At 64.8% G+C, this 16,727-nt stretch carries 13 protein-coding genes; 5 read left to right on the top strand and 8 right to left on the bottom strand.

The features are described 5' to 3' along the window. Window positions 1-20: 20 nt before the first annotated feature. Both IVB36_RS13630 and IVB36_RS13625 read right to left on the bottom strand, forming a co-directional pair. Complete coding sequence (locus IVB36_RS13630) at window positions 21-1,823, bottom strand: tetratricopeptide repeat protein (protein WP_026232840.1); 1,803 nt, start codon at window positions 1,821-1,823, stop codon at window positions 21-23. 331 nt (window positions 1,824-2,154) lie between these two features. Next, on the bottom strand, window positions 2,155-3,816 hold the full coding sequence (locus IVB36_RS13625) for an electron transfer flavoprotein-ubiquinone oxidoreductase (RefSeq protein ID WP_018454907.1): 1,662 nt from the start codon (window positions 3,814-3,816) through the stop codon (window positions 2,155-2,157). Window positions 3,817-3,951: 135 nt separating this feature from the next. Here IVB36_RS13625 and IVB36_RS13620 point away from each other — a divergent pair, with 135 nt between their 5' ends. Further along, window positions 3,952-4,761, top strand: a complete 810-nt coding sequence (locus tag IVB36_RS13620) for a uracil-DNA glycosylase (protein ID WP_247372693.1) — start codon at window positions 3,952-3,954, stop codon at window positions 4,759-4,761. 124 nt (window positions 4,762-4,885) lie between these two features. On the opposite strand, the gene IVB36_RS13615 is transcribed toward IVB36_RS13620, so the two are convergent. The 4 genes from IVB36_RS13615 to IVB36_RS13600 all read right to left on the bottom strand — a co-directional run bounded on the left by IVB36_RS13615 (window position 4,886) and on the right by IVB36_RS13600 (window position 9,070). Then, entirely contained in the window at window positions 4,886-6,394 is a 1,509-nt protein-coding gene (locus IVB36_RS13615) for a glycosyltransferase family 39 protein (protein ID WP_247391673.1), read from the bottom strand. Between the two features lie 98 nt (window positions 6,395-6,492). Further along, window positions 6,493-7,350 carry a ribonuclease HII gene (locus IVB36_RS13610; RefSeq protein ID WP_247372689.1) on the bottom strand — a complete coding sequence of 286 codons (858 nt, stop codon included), beginning with the start codon at window positions 7,348-7,350 and terminating at the stop codon, window positions 6,493-6,495. 77 nt (window positions 7,351-7,427) lie between these two features. Next, window positions 7,428-7,883 carry a VOC family protein gene (locus IVB36_RS13605; protein WP_018454911.1) on the bottom strand — a complete coding sequence of 152 codons (456 nt, stop codon included), beginning with the start codon at window positions 7,881-7,883 and terminating at the stop codon, window positions 7,428-7,430. Window positions 7,884-7,906: 23 nt separating this feature from the next. Continuing rightward, complete coding sequence (locus tag IVB36_RS13600) at window positions 7,907-9,070, bottom strand: PA0069 family radical SAM protein (protein WP_018454912.1); 1,164 nt, start codon at window positions 9,068-9,070, stop codon at window positions 7,907-7,909. A gap of 211 nt (window positions 9,071-9,281) precedes the next feature. Here IVB36_RS13600 and IVB36_RS13595 point away from each other — a divergent pair, with 211 nt between their 5' ends. The 4 genes from IVB36_RS13595 (at window position 9,282) to IVB36_RS13580 (ending at window position 14,793) form a co-directional block, all read left to right on the top strand. Then, the gene (locus tag IVB36_RS13595; RefSeq protein ID WP_247372709.1) at window positions 9,282-11,696 is read left to right on the top strand and encodes a phosphoketolase family protein; all 2,415 of its coding nucleotides are present in this window, start codon (window positions 9,282-9,284) and stop codon (window positions 11,694-11,696) included. 8 nt (window positions 11,697-11,704) lie between these two features. Further along, the gene (locus IVB36_RS13590) at window positions 11,705-12,889 is read left to right on the top strand and encodes an acetate/propionate family kinase (RefSeq protein ID WP_018454914.1); all 1,185 of its coding nucleotides are present in this window, start codon (window positions 11,705-11,707) and stop codon (window positions 12,887-12,889) included. 338 nt (window positions 12,890-13,227) lie between these two features. After that, window positions 13,228-13,803 (top strand): glycosyl transferase, encoded by a 576-nt coding sequence (locus IVB36_RS13585; protein WP_204513849.1) that lies wholly within the window; start codon window positions 13,228-13,230, stop codon window positions 13,801-13,803. A gap of 63 nt (window positions 13,804-13,866) precedes the next feature. Then, on the top strand, window positions 13,867-14,793 hold the full coding sequence (locus IVB36_RS13580; protein WP_085352622.1) for a helix-turn-helix domain-containing GNAT family N-acetyltransferase: 927 nt from the start codon (window positions 13,867-13,869) through the stop codon (window positions 14,791-14,793). A gap of 244 nt (window positions 14,794-15,037) precedes the next feature. Here the strand turns inward: IVB36_RS13580 and moaB are convergent, their stop codons facing one another. After that, window positions 15,038-15,601, bottom strand: a complete 564-nt coding sequence (moaB, locus tag IVB36_RS13575) for a molybdenum cofactor biosynthesis protein B (protein WP_018454917.1) — start codon at window positions 15,599-15,601, stop codon at window positions 15,038-15,040. Between the two features lie 134 nt (window positions 15,602-15,735). Next, window positions 15,736-16,671 (bottom strand): neutral zinc metallopeptidase, encoded by a 936-nt coding sequence (locus IVB36_RS13570; RefSeq protein ID WP_085352623.1) that lies wholly within the window; start codon window positions 16,669-16,671, stop codon window positions 15,736-15,738. Between the last annotated feature and the right edge of the window lie 56 nt (window positions 16,672-16,727).

Raw genomic sequence — 16,727 nt, 5'->3', positions numbered from 1 at the left:
CGCCCCCAACTTCAACTCACTCAGCCGCCCTTGCCGTCGTCCTTCTTCTTCTCCTTCTCCGCCTGCGCAGCCGAGGAGTTCGAATTGTCGTCGGTCATACCGTTTGCAATCTTGGCCTCGATCTTCGGAAGCTCATCCGCTTCGGGCTTGAGATCGCGGGCGTGGGCCCACTGGAACTTGGCTTCCAGCGTGCGGCCGACGCGCCAATAGGCGTCGCCAAGGTGATCGTTGATAGTGGGATCCTCGGGCTTGAGATCAATGGCGCGCTCGAGGTTCTTCACCGCGTCCTCGTAATTGCCGATGCGGTAATAGGCCCAGCCAAGGGAGTCGACGATGTAGCCGTCATCCGGGCGCTGCTCGACTGCCCGCTTGATCATCTTCATGCCTTCGTCGAGATTGATGCCCTGGTCGATCCAGGAATAGCCGAGATAGTTGAGGACGTGCGGCTGGTCGGGTTGCAGCTCGAGCGCCTTCTTCATGTCGGCTTCGGCCTTGCCCCACTGCTTGGAGCGCTCCTCGCAGATGCCGCGATAATAATACCAGACGCTGTTGGCCTTATCGTTGCCGGCCGGCAGCACGTCGACGCCTTGCGAATAGGTCGCGCCGCATTCGCCGAACTTCTTGCGGCCGCGCTCGATGTTGCCGAGCGCCATGATGGCTTCGAGATCCTTGGGATCCTCAGTGGTGACGCCCTTGAGGATCTTGATCGCCTCGTCGGTGCGGTCGGCGGAATCCAGATCGATGGCGAGCTGGATTTGGGCGTTGCGCTTGAGTGGAGAGGACGACGGCACCCGCTCGTAGACCTTGATCGCCATCTGCGGCCGCTTCACCGATTCATAGAGATCGGCGAGCGAGAGCAGCGCCAGGGGATGGGTGGGCTGCAGGTAGAGCGAGAGCTGGAGGTAGACCAGCGCCAGATCCTCGCCGCCGCGGCGGGTCAGTGTGGCGCCGATGCCGTAGAGTGCTTCTGCGGCGCCGGCTTGCGCGCTATCGACCAGCGGCGGCATCTTCTTGCCGGCCTTGGTGTCGCGCAACCCTTCCACGATCAGCGGATGGCGGGCGAGCTTCTTGTCGAAAGCCTGGTAGACCGTGGTCGCGGCGGCCGAGTCCTTGTTGCGAGATAGCCAGCGCGCATAGGCCTCGGTGACACGCAACATGGAATCGTCGAGCTTGTAGGCACGCTCGAACCGGGTGCCAGCGTCTTTCTCCTTGCCGGCGAGTTCGAGGATCATGCCGGCATGGAGATCCTTGAACAGCGGATACCATTCAGGACCGGCCAGCTTGTCGATGGTGGCGACGCCGCCCTTGGCATCCCCCGCACCATAGGCGGCCCAGCCCGACAGCAGCGTGGCGACGAGATCGGTGATCGGACCGCGGATCGACTGGTTGATGTTGGTCTGCGCGGTCGCGTACTTCTTGAACTTGAGATCGTGCACGCCAACGACGAGCCGTGCAACGCGGTTGGTCTTGTCGATGGTCAGGATGCGCTCGGCGAGCTTGACAGCCTCGTCGATGTCACCGTCGGCGACCGAGGAGATGAAGGCGCGATCGAGCAGCTCGTTGTTCTTGGGGTCGGTGCGCAGGGCCGAGCGATAGAATGCGGCGGCGGAGGCCGCGTCGCGCTCGACGCTGGCGTGGCGGGCGGCGAGATAGCTGCCGGAGGTGGTCAGCGCCTTCAGATCGTTTCGGGTCGGAAACTGCGCCGCCGTGTCGGACGGATGGTCCGGCGTCTGCGCCCGGACCGCGCCGGGGACCGTCGCCATCGCTGAGCCCATGAGGGCAATGGCGGCAACAGTCCAACGGTTGAAACGATTTGAAAGCATCGGGGCTCGCCTTGAGTTGGTAGTGCCTGGGTTTGCAGAAGGCCGTATCGCAAGCGAACGCGGCCGGTGGCATGGGGACCCGGAACCGTCAGGCCGACAATGCCGCTTTTGGCGCTTCACCGCAAGGATTCGGGCCGGGCGATCCCCTCCGCACGGCACAAATCGGCCAAGTGACCCGTCAAGAGCGCCCCAAGACGCCGCCAGTATGGCCTTATCGTGACCACGGGGACCGCGGCCGGGTTCTCACGCGAACGTGCGTCACAGGGCGAAGATCACGCAACTCTGGTCACATTGGCCTCGGTCACATGGATCGTGACTTGCTGACCCCAGCCTACATGGCCTCGTAGTTCGGACCGCCGCCGCCCTCCGGGGGAACCCAGGTGATGTTGCCGTTGGGGTCCTTCACGTCGCAGGTTTTGCAGTGAACGCAGTTCTGGGCATTGATCTGGAAGCGCGGGCCCGAACCTTCCTCGATCCACTCATAGACGCCGGCCGGGCAATAGCGATTCGAGGGACCGGCAAACACGTCGTGCTCGGAGGTCTTCTGGAGGTTCATGTCCGTGACCTTGAGATGGACCGGCTGGTCCTCCTCATGATTGGTATTGGACAGGAACACCGACGAGAGCTTGTCGAAGGAAATCTTGCCGTCCGGCTTCGGGTAGGTTCTCGGCGCGTGGGTCTTGGCCGGATCGAGCGTCGCGCGATCGGGCTTCGCGTGCGACTGGGTGCCAAATAGCGAGCCGCCGAACAGCGTGTTGCACCACATGTCGAAGATGCCGAGCCCGGCGCCGATGAAGGTGCCGAACTTCGACAACAACGGCTTGGCATTGCGGACAGGATAGAGGTCCTTACCGACGACGGAATCGCGCCAACCGTTCTCGTATTCGACCAGCTCATCATTGGCGCGGCCCGCAGCGAGAGCCACGTTAACATGTTCGGCCGCGAGCATGCCGGTGCCCATGGCATTGTGCACGCCCTTGATCCGGGGCACGTTGACGAAGCCGGCCGCGCAGCCGATTAGCGCACCGCCCGGGAAGCTCAGCCGCGGCACCGACTGGTACCCGCCTTCGGTGATGGCGCGCGCGCCGTAAGCCAGCCGCTTGCCGCCTTCAAGCGTCGCGCGGACGGCCGGATGGTTCTTGACGCGCTGGAATTCGTCGAATGGCGACAAATAGGGGTCGTTGTAGTTGAGATGAACGACGAAACCGATCGACACCAGGTTCTCGTCATAATGGTAGAAGAACAGGCCGCCGCCGGTGTTGTTGTTCAAGGGCCAGCCAACCGCGTGCTGCACGAGGCCCTTCTGATGCTTGGCCGGATCGATCTGCCAGACTTCCTTGAGCCCGATGCCAAATTTCGGCGGCTCACTTTTGGTGTCGAGCGCGTATTTCGAGATCAGCTGCTTGGTCAGGCTGCCGCGCGCACCTTCGGCGAACAGCGTGTACTTGCCGAGCAATTCCATGCCACGGGTAAAGGAGTCCTTCGGCTTGCCGTCCCGGCCGATCCCCATGTCGCCGGTGGCGATGCCGCGCACCGCGCCATTGTCGTCATAGAGCACTTCGGCCGCGGCAAAACCGGGATAGATCTCGACGCCTAGCGCTTCCGCTTTGCGCGCCAGCCAGCGGCAGACATTGCCGAGCGAGCCGATATAGCAGTGATGATTGTCCATCAGCGGCGGCATGATGAAGTTCGGCAGCTTGATCGCGCTGGTCTCGGTGAACCAGAAGAAGCGGTCGTCCTTGACCTGCGTCTTGAGCGGACAATCGGAATCCTCGCGCCAGTCCGGGATCAGCTTGTCGAGCCCGGCCGGATCGATCACGGCGCCGGAGAGAATATGCGCACCGACCTCGGAGCCCTTCTCCACCACCACGACATTGAGATCGGCATTGATCTGCTTCAGCCGGATCGCCGCAGCCAGGCCCGAGGGACCGGCGCCGACGATGACGACGTCGAATTCCATGGATTCGCGCGGGGGAAGTTCTTCGGTGCTCATCTGATCTCAGCCCTTGAGACGGTCCTTGGTCGATTGCGCCCTCTTGTTTCCGATTTTTCCGGGTAGGACAACCTCGGAAATGCGTTTCGCCGGGGTGCAAGGCGCTCCAAACTGGACTAATAGTCAGACTTTCCGATGATCCCAGAACCCGCACCCACGGTCCGAGAGCTGCTCGCCTTCTATCTGGAGGCCGGAGTCGATTGCACGCTCGCGGAGGAACCGATCGACCGCCTGGCGGAATTGGATGTTCCACCTCCGGCCCCGCGCGCGCCACCTCCAGTCGAGGCCCCACGGCCGGTCGCCGCGCCCGCGGTGATGCGCGGCGAGGCGGCACCTGCGCCCGACATCGCGATCGCCTCGGCGCGCGAGGCCGCACGCACCGCGCCAAGCTTGGAGGCGCTGCGCGAGCTGATGCAGAGCTTTGACGGCTGCGCGCTGAAGCACACGGCGACACGTTTGGTTTTCGCCGACGGCAATCCGCAGGCACGCATCATGTTCGTCGGCGAGGCACCGGGCCGCGACGAGGACATCGAGGGGCTGCCCTTCGTCGGGCGCAGCGGCAAGCTGCTCGATTTGATGATAGGAGCCATAGGCCTCAACCGCACCACGGCCTACATCGCCAACGTGATTCCCTGGCGGCCGCCCGGCAACCGCACGCCGACGCCGCAGGAGACGCAAATCTGCCTGCCGTTCATCCAGCGCCAGATCGAGCTGGTGAATCCGGATGTGCTGGTGACACTCGGCAATCCCTCGACGCAGACGCTGCTGTCGACCCGCGAAGGCATCATGCGTACCCGCGGCCGCTGGTTCGACTACGAGACGGGCGGGCGCACCATTCGCGCGCTGCCGACCTTCCATCCCGCCTATCTGTTGCGCTCGCCGTCGTACAAGCGGCTGGCCTGGCAGGATCTGCGCGCGATCGCGAAGGTGCTGGCGGAGGCGTGAGGGGCCGTACAGCCTTTCGCCGTCATTGCGAGCGCAGCGAAGCAATCCAGAATCTTTCCGCGGAGGGGCTGTGGATTGCTTCGTCGCAAGGGCTCCTCGCAATGACGACCGAAAGAGCGAGCAACTAAGTCCCCTTCGGCCGCACGATGGCCCAGCCGATGCGCAGGAGTTGCTGGCGTCCGGTCACCAGCCATTCGAAGGCGCGCGGGACTTCCGGCACGATGCCGGGAAAGCGCGCGAGGATGTCCGGCGGCGGCGTGCCGGCGGTATCGGAAGCGCGCCAGACCACGACGCCGCCGGTCTCGCTGAATTTGGCCTGATTGATCCAGGGTGTACGCGCGGGCTCGGCATCGATGAAGAGATGCGGCCGGCCGGAATGCAGCGTGATCAAGCTCGCAAGCTGGGTCTCGCCGGCGACCGCGCGCAGGCGATGATTGGTGCGGCGGGCAAAGCTCTCGTCGAAGAAGTCCGAAATCGCGCGGGCCGGCATCGAGGTCGCGATCTCGTTGGCACCGGTCCACGGCAGCAGCAGGACGGCGAGCACGACGCCGATTGCGGGCGCCACGACGGCAGCCGCCCAGACCATCCGCAGCATCCTCGCGCGGCGCATCGCGATGAGATCGCCGGCCCCCACGACCACGGCAAGCCCCGACGACACCAGCACGACGCCGGCGCCGCCGACGACGGCGTCGAGGCCCAGCAGGCCGGAGATCAGCACCGCGCCGAGCGCCGGCGCCAGCGCGAAGAAATAGACGAAATTACGTGCGAGCGGCTCGACCGGCGGGCGGTAGATGATCGGCGCCTCCTCGCTCTTGGGCACGAACAGGCCGGTGTTGAGGACGGTCAGCGCCGGGATCGCCGCCGCACCGAGCAGGAGCCCCCCGAGCAGCCAGGCCGCGTGCAGCGCGCGGGCATTGAGCTGGGCGACCGCAGGCAAGGCCGGCAGGACGAGCGCCTCGGCGCGCATCAGCCAGACGGCATAGGGCAATGCCAGCACGGCGACGACCACCAGCGCAAACAGCGGGTCGAAGGCACGCAACGTGCGGCGGCCGTCCGCGGTTGCGAGCGCGAAGACGACGATCAGCAGCAGCAGGAAGATCGCAGCCGGCGTCGTCAGCAGCAAGAGGCCGGCCTCGATCGACCAGGCAAACCAGGCGTTGCCGCGGCGCTGTCCGATGATCTGCCAGGAATGCAGCAGCAGCAGCGCCCAGAGCGGTCGCGCCAGCACCAGAGGGCCGAAGTCGAGTGTGGGCGAGGAGAAGGCCAGCAGCGTCATGGTCAGCAGCACGGCCAGCACTGCCTGCTGGGGACCGACCACCGCGCGGGACAGATGATAGAGCGTGATCAAAGTCGCGATCCCGCAGAGCTCGGCCAGCACGTAGACACCGAACAGGTGGCCGCCGGCAGCGCGATAGGCGATGTCGGCGAGCCAGACCGGCAAGGGCGGCCCGAGATCGGTGCCGACCTGGTATTCGCGGCCGAAGGCCAGCAGGGTCGCGAGACTGCCGGGCGGGCTGCGATAAAACACGAGCGCCACGAACAGCCACATCGCGGCCTGGAGCAGCACGGCGATCCAGACGATCAGCCGCGGCCGCGCGCGAATGAGCTCGATGACCAGGGAGGTAAACCGCATGCAACGTCCGAAAGATGCAGCCAACCCGTGAAGCCGGCCCTATTCGCTCACGACTGTTTTGATAAAGGGCGTGACGCGTCGTGGCAACTGAGTCTCGTCTAGAGATTTGCCGACGCGTCGACTTCCAGGCTCGTGTCCACCTGCAACTCGATCTCGGTCACCGCAAACAGATCCTGCGCCGGCTCGACCGTCCAGGGCATGTGCTTGGCGCGTGCGGCGGCGACGGGGGCGAAGAAGCTGCGGTGGTGGACGGTGGGACCGAGGCGGTTGAGCGCGTCGAGGTGCTCGGGCACGGCGTAGCCCTTATGCTGCTCGAAACCGTAGCCGGGACAGTCCTGCGCCAACGCGCACATCAGGCGGTCCCGCGTTACCTTGGCGATGATCGAGGCCGCTGCGATCGACAGGACGATGCCGTCGCCGCCGATCACGGCTTCGCAATCGCATTCCGTGTCGAGCCGGTCGCGGCCGTCGACGAAGACGTGCCGCGGCTGCTGGGGCAGCGCCACCACGGCGCGCTTCAGCGCCCACAGCGAGGCGCGCAGGATGTTGTCGCGGTCGATGCGGGAGCGCGAGGCGACGGCCACCGAGACCTGGGCGGTCGCGCAGATCTTGCCGAACAGCCTTTCGCGCTCCTCGGCCGTCAGGCGCTTGGAATCGTCGATGCCGCGCGGGATGCGGTCGGGATCGAGAATCACCGCCGCCGCCACCACCGGACCGGCCAGTGGCCCCCGGCCCGCCTCATCGCAGCCCGCTACCGGCCAAACGCCGCGCTTGATCAGCGCGCGCTCACGGCGGAAGCTTGGGGCAACGATGATGGCGCTCTTTGTGCCGGCCAGCGCCTTGGCGATTTTTTTGGGCGCAGCTTTCTTGTTCTCAGGCGCAGCCTTCTCGTTCTTAGGCGCAGCCTTTTTGGGCGCGCCTTTGGCCGGCTTCTTGGCGGATTGATCCCGAATCATGGCCGGGATCGTGCGCAAGCGGCATGGCCTGCGCAATCGGGAACCTCGAACAATTCCCGTTATTCAAGCCAGCCGCCCTATTCCGCCAGATGCACCCGCCGGTCCTCGCCGACGTCGATGCCGGGCGCGACCACGACCTCCCAGGGATGGCCGTCAGGATCGGCGAAATAGCCGGAATAGCCGCCGTAGTCGGTCTCATGTGCTGCCTTCAGCAACGCGGCTCCCTTGCTGACGGCGAAGACCAGCACCGCATCCACCTCCTCACGCGCGCGGCAATTCCAGGCGAGCGTCATGCCGCGGAACGTCGATGGCCTCGGATGATCAGGCAATTTGGCGTCGACCGCGAGTTGATCCCAGGGAAACAACGCGAGCACCGGACCGCCGGTGTCATAGAACGCAACGGTCTCGCCGGTTACCTTGAGCCGGCGCGAGAAACCGAGCGCGTCGTAAAAGGCAATGCTGGCGCGGATGTCGTTCACGCCCAGCGTGATGACGGTCAGCCGCGGGATAGGAGCTGGCGGTTCCTTACTCATAGACGCCTCTCTCACTTCGTCCCTCAGAACAGGCTGAGCTGATCGCCGTTCCGCTTCGGCTTGGCAAAATGATCCGTCGTCAGCTTGGCGCGCCGTTTGTTCAGCCCGAGCCTGTCGCAAGCGATCTCGAAGCGGCGGCCGATGGTCCAGGCCATCGGGCCGGTGCCCTTCATGCGCTCGCCCCATTTCGCATCGTAGTCACGGCCGCCGCGCATGTCGCGGATCAGCGTGAAGACGTGGCGATACCGGTCCGGATAGTTCGCCATCAGCCATTCCCGAAAGAGATCGCGCACCTCGAGCGGCAACCGCAGCAACACGTAGGAGGCCTCCTTGACGCCGGCATGGGCGGCGGCATCCAGGATGCGCTCGATCTCGGAATCGTTCAGCGCGGGGATCACGGGCGCGACCATGACGGTGGTCGGAATGCCAGCCTCGGAAAGCTGCTTCAGTGCCTCCAGCCGCTTCGGCGGCGTGGACGCCCGCGGCTCCATGGTGCGCGCTAGTTTCGGATCGAGCGAGGTCACGGAGATCCCGACCTTGGCGAGGTTGCGTTTGGCCATTCGCGCGAGAATGTCGATGTCGCGCACGACCAGCGCCGACTTGGTGACGATCCCGACGGGATGGCCGGCGCGCTCCAGCACCTCCAGAATGCCGCGCATGATTTTGCGCTCGCGCTCGATCGGCTGATAGGGATCGGTGTTGGTGCCGATCGCGATCATCCGCGGCTCGTAGCCCGGCGCCGCAAGCTCCTTCTCGAGCAACGCCGGCGCCTCGGGCTTCACGAACAGCTTCGACTCAAAGTCGAGCCCCGGCGACAGGCCGAGATAGGCATGCGTCGGCCGCGCGAAGCAATAGACGCAGCCGTGCTCGCAACCGCGGTAGGGATTGATCGAACGATCGAAGCCGATGTCGGGAGATTCGTTGCGGGTGATCACCTTGCGCGAGGTGTCGATCCCGACCGTGGTCTTGAACGGGGGCAGTTCTTCAAGGCTCTGCCAGCCATCGTCGAATGCGACGCGCGCCTCGGCCTCAAACCGGCCGCTGGCGTTGGACTGCGCGCCCCGGCCTCGCCTGCGCTGGCGGTCGATGGCGACCGCCAGCTCAGGGAAGTCAGAAGGCGCACCCGCCGGCTCGGAGGGCGCCGTGACCGGCGGGTGCTTGAGAGCATGAGAGGATGCTGGACTCATGAAGCCAAGATAGCATGCCAAAGGAACAAATCAAGAACACAAACAAAAAACGTGAAAACAACCCCATGCACAGTCGAGCTGCCCAAATTTCGGGCGGGGGTTTTTGACTTCACGCAACACCAGCGTGACCACGATTCCGTTTGATCACGGGAGGGATCGATCGTCGCGGAACATGGTTGATGACGATCGTTGGGTGAAGGTCGGCAAGAACATGACAAATCAACAACAATTGGCCGCAGCGAGCAGCAACCTCGATCTGCTCGACCGCTATTGGCGCGCCGCGAACTATCTCTCCGTTGGGCAAATCTATCTCCTCGACAATCCGCTGCTGCGCGAGCCCTTACGGCCCGAGCACATCAAGCCGCGTTTGCTCGGCCATTGGGGCACGACGCCCGGTTTGAACTTCATTTATGCCCATCTCAACCGCATCATCCGCGCGCTGGACCTGAACGTGATCTATGTCTGCGGTCCCGGGCACGGCGGCCCCGGCATGGTCGCCAACACCTATCTCGAAGGCAGCTACAGCGAGCTCTATCCCGATATCGCGCGCGATACCGAGGGGTTGCGCAAGCTGTTCAGGCAATTCTCCTTCCCCGGCGGCATCCCGAGTCACGCGGCGCCGGAAACGCCGGGCTCGATCCACGAAGGCGGTGAGCTCGGTTACGCGCTGGTGCATGCCTATGGCGCGGCCTTCGACAATCCCGACCTGATCGTCGCCTGTGTCGTCGGTGACGGCGAGGCCGAGACCGGCCCGCTCGCCGCGTCCTGGCACTCCAACAAATTCCTCAATCCTGCGCATGACGGCGCGGTGCTGCCGATCCTGCATCTCAACGGTTACAAGATTGCCAATCCGACCGTGCTCGGCCGGATGCGCGACGACGAGATCCGCGATCTCTTCCGCGGGCTCGGCCACGAGCCGCTGTTCGTCGAGGGCGACGATCCCAAATTGATGCACCGGGCCATGGCAGACGCGCTCGACGTCGCGCTCGTCAGCATCCGGTCGATCCAGCAGCACGCCCGCGACGGCCGCAAGAGCGTCGAACGTCCGCGCTGGCCGATGATCGTGCTGCGCAGCCCGAAGGGCTGGACCGGCCCCAAGGAAGTCGACGGCAAGAAGGTGGAGGGCTTTTGGCGGGCGCATCAGGTGCCCGTCGCGAACTGTCGCGAGAACCCGGCGCATCTGAAGATTCTCGAAGACTGGATGCGCAGCTACGAGCCGGAAAAGCTGTTCGACGCGAACGGCGCGCTCATTGCCGAGCTCCAGGCGCTCGCGCCCGAAGGCAATCGCCGCATGGGCGCCAATCCGCACGCCAATGGCGGCCTTCTGAAGAAGGAGCTGAAGCTGCCGGACTTCCGCAGTTTCGCCGTCGAAGTAGCGCAGCCGGGCGGCGTCGTGGCGGAGGCAACCCGCGAGCTCGGGAAATTCCTGCGCGACGTCATCCGCCTCAACACCGAGGCCCGCAACTTCCGCATCATGGGCCCGGACGAGACTGCGTCGAACCGGCTCGATGCGGTGTTCGAGGCCACCGAACGCGTCTGGATGGAGCCGACAAAACCTTACGACGTGCATCTCGCCCAGGACGGACGCGTGATGGAAGTCCTGAGCGAGCATCTCTGCCAGGGCTGGTTAGAGGGTTACCTGCTCACGGGCCGACACGGCTTCTTCTCCTGCTACGAGGCGTTCATCCACATCGTGGATTCCATGTTCAACCAGCACGCCAAATGGCTGAAGGTGACCCGGCATCTGCCGTGGCGGCGACCGATCGCCTCGCTCAACTATCTGCTCACCTCGCATGTCTGGCGTCAGGACCACAACGGCTTCAGCCATCAGGATCCCGGTTTCGTCGATCTCGTCGCCAACAAGAAGGCCGACATCGTCCGCATCTACTTCCCGCCGGATGCCAACACGCTGCTGTGGATCGCCGATCACTGCCTGCGCACCTATGACCGCATCAACGTCATCGTCGCCGGCAAGCAGCCGGCGCCGCAATGGCTGTCGATGCAGGAGGCAGCCACGCATTGCGCCGCCGGCATCGGCATCTGGAGCTGGGCCGGCACGGAAGATGCGAATGGCGAGCCCGGTGTCGTGATGGCCTGCGCCGGCGACGTGCCGACACTGGAAACGCTCGCTGCCGTCGACCTGCTGCGCAAGGCGCTGCCCGAGCTGAAGATCCGCGTCGTCAACGTCGTCGACCTCATGACGCTGCAACCCAGGGAGCAGCACCCGCACGGCTTGTCCGACCGCGACTTCGACGGCCTGTTCACGCGCGACAAGCCGGTGATCTTCGCCTATCACGGCTATCCTTATCTGATCCACCGGTTGACCTATAACCGCACCAACCACGCCGGCATGCACGTCCGCGGCTTTGCCGAGGAAGGCACCACGACGACGCCGTTCGACATGGTCGTGCTCAACGAGCTCGACCGCTATCACCTCGCGATCGAGGCGATCGAGCGCGTGCCGGGGCTCGCGACCAGGGCGGCGCAGGTGAAGCAGCAATTCCGCGACAAGCTGATCGAGCATTCGCGCTATGTGCGCGAACACGGCGAGGACATGCCGGAAATCCAGGAATGGGTCTGGCAGAACAGCGCCGGCGGCAACACGCCGGCAGAGGCAGGCGACTGAGGAGAGCCATGTCGAACACGGTTCTCGTTCTCAACTCGGGATCGTCGAGCATCAAATTCGGCCTGTTCGATATCTCGGCGGCCGAGCCCGCCCTGCTCTGCAAGGGCCTGCTTGACGAGCACGAGACGAAGCCGCGGCTCGTCGTGAAGAGTCCCGCGGGCGAAGACCTGTTCGAGAAACGGAGGGAAGCATCGGATGCGGCCAGCGATCATCTGTTCGCCGACGTGCTCGGCTTCATCGAGGATCGTTTCGGCGACCATCGCTTGCGCGCCGTCGGCCATCGCGTCGTCCATGGCGGTCCGGACTATTCCGCTCCGGTCGAGCTGACGGAGGATGTCACCGCAAAGCTGCAAGCGCTGACGCCGCTGGCGCCCCTGCACCAGCCGCGCTGCCTGGCTCCGGTCCGCACTATCACGGCGATCAGGCCCGACCTGACGCAGATCGCCTGCTTCGATACCGCTTTCCACCACGGCATTGCGCCGCCCGCCAGCCGCTTCGCCATTCCGCGACGTTATGAAGAGCGCGGCATCCGGCGCTACGGATTTCATGGCCTCTCGTTCGAATATGTCGCGGGACGGCTCGCCCGAATCGCGCCGCAGCTCGTGGCGAAGCGCACTGTGATCGCGCATCTCGGCAACGGCGCGAGCCTGTGCGGCTTGCGCGACGGCCGCAGCATCGACACCACGATGGGACTGACGCCGCTCGACGGGCTGGTGATGGGCACGCGCTGCGGCAGGCTCGACCCGGGCGTGCTGCTCTATCTGCAACAGCACGAGAAGATGTCGGTCGAAGATGTCCAGCACCTGCTCTACCACGAATCGGGCCTGCTCGGCGTCTCCGGCATCGCGTCGGATATGCGCATGCTGCTTGCGAGCCGCGAAGCTGCGGCGCGGGAGGCGGTCGAGCTCTTCACCTTCCGCGCCGCGCAGGAGGTGGCGGCGATGGCGACAACGCTTGCAGGGCTAGACTGCCTGGTCTTCACCGGCGGCATCGGCGAGCATGCCAGCGAAATCCGCAGCGCGATCGGTGAGCGTCTCGACTGGCTCGGCGTGCGCATCGATGCCGCTGCGAATGATGCGGCGCGCGAGCGCATCAACGATGGCGATAGCGCAGTCGATGTCTTCGTCATTCCAACGAATGAGGAACTGATGATCGCACGACATTGTGCGGCGGTGCTGCGAACAGCGAGTTGACCGGCGTTCATTCGAAGCCCTCGTCAGCAGCGTGGTTGCACGTTTTCCCGTCCTCGCGCTCGTCCGCTATCGCATCCTCCTCTTGCATGATTGCGAACGGCCGGCGCGCCGCGCAATATTGCGGCTCACCTCCGGATTAATACGGACAGGACAGGCTGGGGCGACACATTCGGCAATATCGCCGCCCCGTACGGGACATATTTGGATGCGAGGGCTGCAGCGGTTTACCATCGTCTGCCGAGGCGCGGCCGGAAAGTTGCACTCGGCAGCGCCATGTTTTATGACGCCCTCATAATGAGCTACGCTTCTCCCGAAGTGTGGACAGTGAAGCTTCCATCATGCTGAGTGTCATCATTCCGACCGAAGGCGTCGAGCAGACGGCCGTCGCAACTCTGGCCGCGCTGGTACCCGGTGCCGCCGCAGGCGTCATCCGGGAAGTGCTCCTGGTCGACGGCACCCGCAATGGCGTCATCGAGCGCGTTGCCGACGTCGCGGGCTGCCGTTTCATCGGCTTCGAAGGATCCACTCAAGGCGCCGCGCTCGCCGCCGGCGCACTCCAGGCCCGTTCGTCCTGGCTGATGTTCCTGCCCGCGGGCGCCGTGCTGGAAACCGGCTGGATCGAGGAAACCACCCAGTTCATCCAGTCCGTCTCGACCAGCGGCCGGGATCGTGCGGCCGTCTTCCGCTATGCGCGCTCGCCCTACGCCGATGCCGGCTTCCGCCACATCCTCCGGGCCCTGATGCGCAAGCTCGTCGGTCCCTTCGGCGATCAGGGACTTTTGATCGCGCGTGATCACTACGACCGCATTGGCGGCTACCCGCCCCAAGCCCGCCACTCCGAGGCACGGCTGCTCCGGCGGCTCGGCCGCTCGTCGCGGATCATGCTGCGCAGCCGGATCGTCATGGTCGGCTGAGGCACTTCGATACTTGCCAAGGTCAAATAATTATTTGACAATGGCAAATATCGGAGGTGACCCATGTCGTTCAATCCTACCGACGACCACATCGCAGCGGTCCGCGCCTTCAACCGCTTCTACACCCGCAAGCTTGGCGTGCTCGACCAGCACCTTGGCAAGAGCCCGTTCTCGCTCAGCGAGGCCCGCGTGCTCTACGAGCTCGCGCAACGGGACGACCTTGCCGCCAAGGAGATCGGCAACGAGCTTGGCCTCGACCCCGGCTATCTCAGCCGGATCGTGCAAAGCTTCGACGAAAAGGGCCTGATCACCCGCAGGGCCCTGCCCGCGGATCGCAGGCAATACCAGCTCAGCCTCACCGCCAAGGGGCGCCAGGCCTTTGCCAAGCTGAACCTGGGCTCGCAAAATGAGGTCGCCGCAATGCTGGCTCAGCTTTCGACCAGCGATGCAACGCGGCTCACGCAGGCTATGGCGACCATCGAGGCCGTGCTGGAGCATCGAAGCCACCCCGCGGCTTTCATGCTGCGCAGCCATCGCGTCGGCGACATGGGCTGGGTCATCTCCCGGCAGGCCGCCGCCTATGCGGCCGACTACAACTGGGATATCAGCTACGAGGCCCTGGTCGCCGAGATCTGCGCACAGTTCATCAAGAACTATGACGCCGCCCGCGAGCACTGCTGGATTGCGGAAGTGGGCGGAGAGCCGGTCGGCTCTATCTTTCTGGTCAAGGCCACGGACCAGATCGCCAAGCTGCGCCTGTTGCAGGTGGAAAAGAAAGCGCGGGGACTCGGTGTCGGCCGCGCGCTGGTCGACCAATGCATCCAGGGTGCGCGCGAGAGGGGCTACAGCAAGATGACGCTGTGGACGCAAAGCATCCTGGTCGCCGCGCGTGGCATCTATCAAAGCGCAGGCTTCAAGCTCGTGAAGAGCGAGCCGCATCACAGCTTCGGGCAGGATCTGATTGGGGAAACGTGGGAGCGGGATCTGTAGAACTCTCGCAACGAGCGAGAGGCGCATGTATGCGCCCTCGCCCCTTGTGGGAGAGGGCAGCGATGCTGCCAGACGCACACTCACTAGGGCGAGGGGTATGTCTCCGAGCACTCCGTGCCGATAGATACCCAAGCTTCGCTTCGGCATTCTTTAAGGACGGGCGGCCGAAGGCGGCCTATGCCACCTTTCCCGCATCCGCCTTCGCTAAAGCTTCGGCCGACATGAGCGGAGAAGAAATGTCCAACTACACCGTCGCGCCCTGGGCCTTCGGCCGGCGCAGGTGCTCGTCCAGCCGCGGCATGATCTCGACGAAATTGCAGGGGCGCGTGCGGTAGTCGAGCTGGGCTTTGAGGATGCCGTCCCAGCCGTCGCGGCAGGCACCGGGCGAACCTGGGAGGCAGAAGATGTAGGTTGCGCCCGCGACGCCGGCCGTGGCGCGGCTCTGGATCGTCGACGTTCCGATCTTGGCGTGGCTCAGCATGTGGAATGAGATCGAGAAACCGTCCATGCGCTTCTCGAACAAGGGCTCGATCGCCTCCGGCGTGACGTCGCGCCCGGTGAAACCGGTGCCGCCGGTGGTGATGACGACGTCGACACCTGCGTCCGCAATCCAGCGGCGGATGACGGTGCGGATCGCCTCGACGTCATCGGTGACGATCTCGCGCGCGGCGAGATGATGGCCGGCAGCGGTGAGACGGTCGGCCAGGGTCTGGCCGGATTTATCATCCGCCAGCGCGCGCGTGTCCGACACGGTGAGCACCGCGATGTTGAGCGGGACGAACTGTTTTGTTTCGTCGATGGAGGTCATTGCAACGCACCTTCTTCACAGACCACAGACGTCATCCTGAGGTGCGCGCTCTTGCGCCCTCGAAGGATGGGCCACGGGCTCGCCATCCTTCGAGGCTCGCCAATTGGCGAGCACCTCAGGATGACGGATAACCCCTACTGTCCGCCCCCAAACGTGTTGCAGGCCTGGACGGTGCCCTGCTGGTAGCCGGTCATGAACCATTGTTTGCGTTGCGCCGCCGAGCCGTGGGTGAAGGAATCGGGCACGACGCGGCCTGTGGACTGGCGCTGCAGCGTGTCGTCGCCGATCGCGCTCGCCGTGGTGAGTGCGGCGTCGATGTCGCCCGGCTCCAGGAAGTTCGGCCGCTTCTTCGCCTCGCGATTGACCCAGACACCGGACAGGCAGTCGGCCTGCAATTCGACCTTCACCTGCAGCGCATTGGCCTCCGCCTTGCTGCCGGCCTGCTGCTGCAGCCGCGTCACGCGCGGAATGATGCCGAGCAGGTTCTGGATGTGATGGCCGGCCTCATGGGCGATGATGTAGGCGGTGGTGAAGTTACAGGCCGACTTGCCGGAGCAGCCGCGAAAACGCGTCTCGACCTCTCGGAAGAAACCGGTGTCGAGGAAGATGGTCCTGTCGGGCGGACAATAGAACGGTCCCATCGCCGACTCCGCCCGGCCGCAGCGCCCGCCATTGGTGACGTTGCGGAACAGCACGACCTTTGGACCGGTAAAGGACTGGCCGGAGGCCTGGAAGATCTCGCTCCAGCGATCGTCGATCTCGCCGAGGATGCCGGAGATCATGCTGCCCATCTCGTCGGTCGGCGCGCCGCGCTTGGCGTTGGACGACGATTGGCGATCGGTCTGGTAGGACGGCGCCTGGCCGCCGCCGGTGAGTATCTCGGCGCCGCCGATCAGGATGCGCGGATCGATGCCGAAGGCGTAGCCGACCAGGCCGAGCACGATGATGGTACCGATCCCAAGCCCGCCGCCGCCCATGGGGAGGCCGAACCCGCCTCCTCCACCGCCGCCGCCACCATCGTCGCGACGATCCTCGATGTCGTCGCTGCGGCGGAAATCATCGTAGCGCATGGCGGCTTCCCTCGGTCCTAGCTCAATTCGGCGCGAAAGCGCGAAAGCTCAACGCG

This window comes from Bradyrhizobium sp. 35 (assembly GCF_023073215.1).
In the GTDB taxonomy this organism is placed as follows: domain Bacteria; phylum Pseudomonadota; class Alphaproteobacteria; order Rhizobiales; family Xanthobacteraceae; genus Bradyrhizobium; species Bradyrhizobium canariense_D.
Note: the sequence above shows the minus strand (reverse complement) of the source record. Positions and strands in the feature narration are given on the sequence as shown.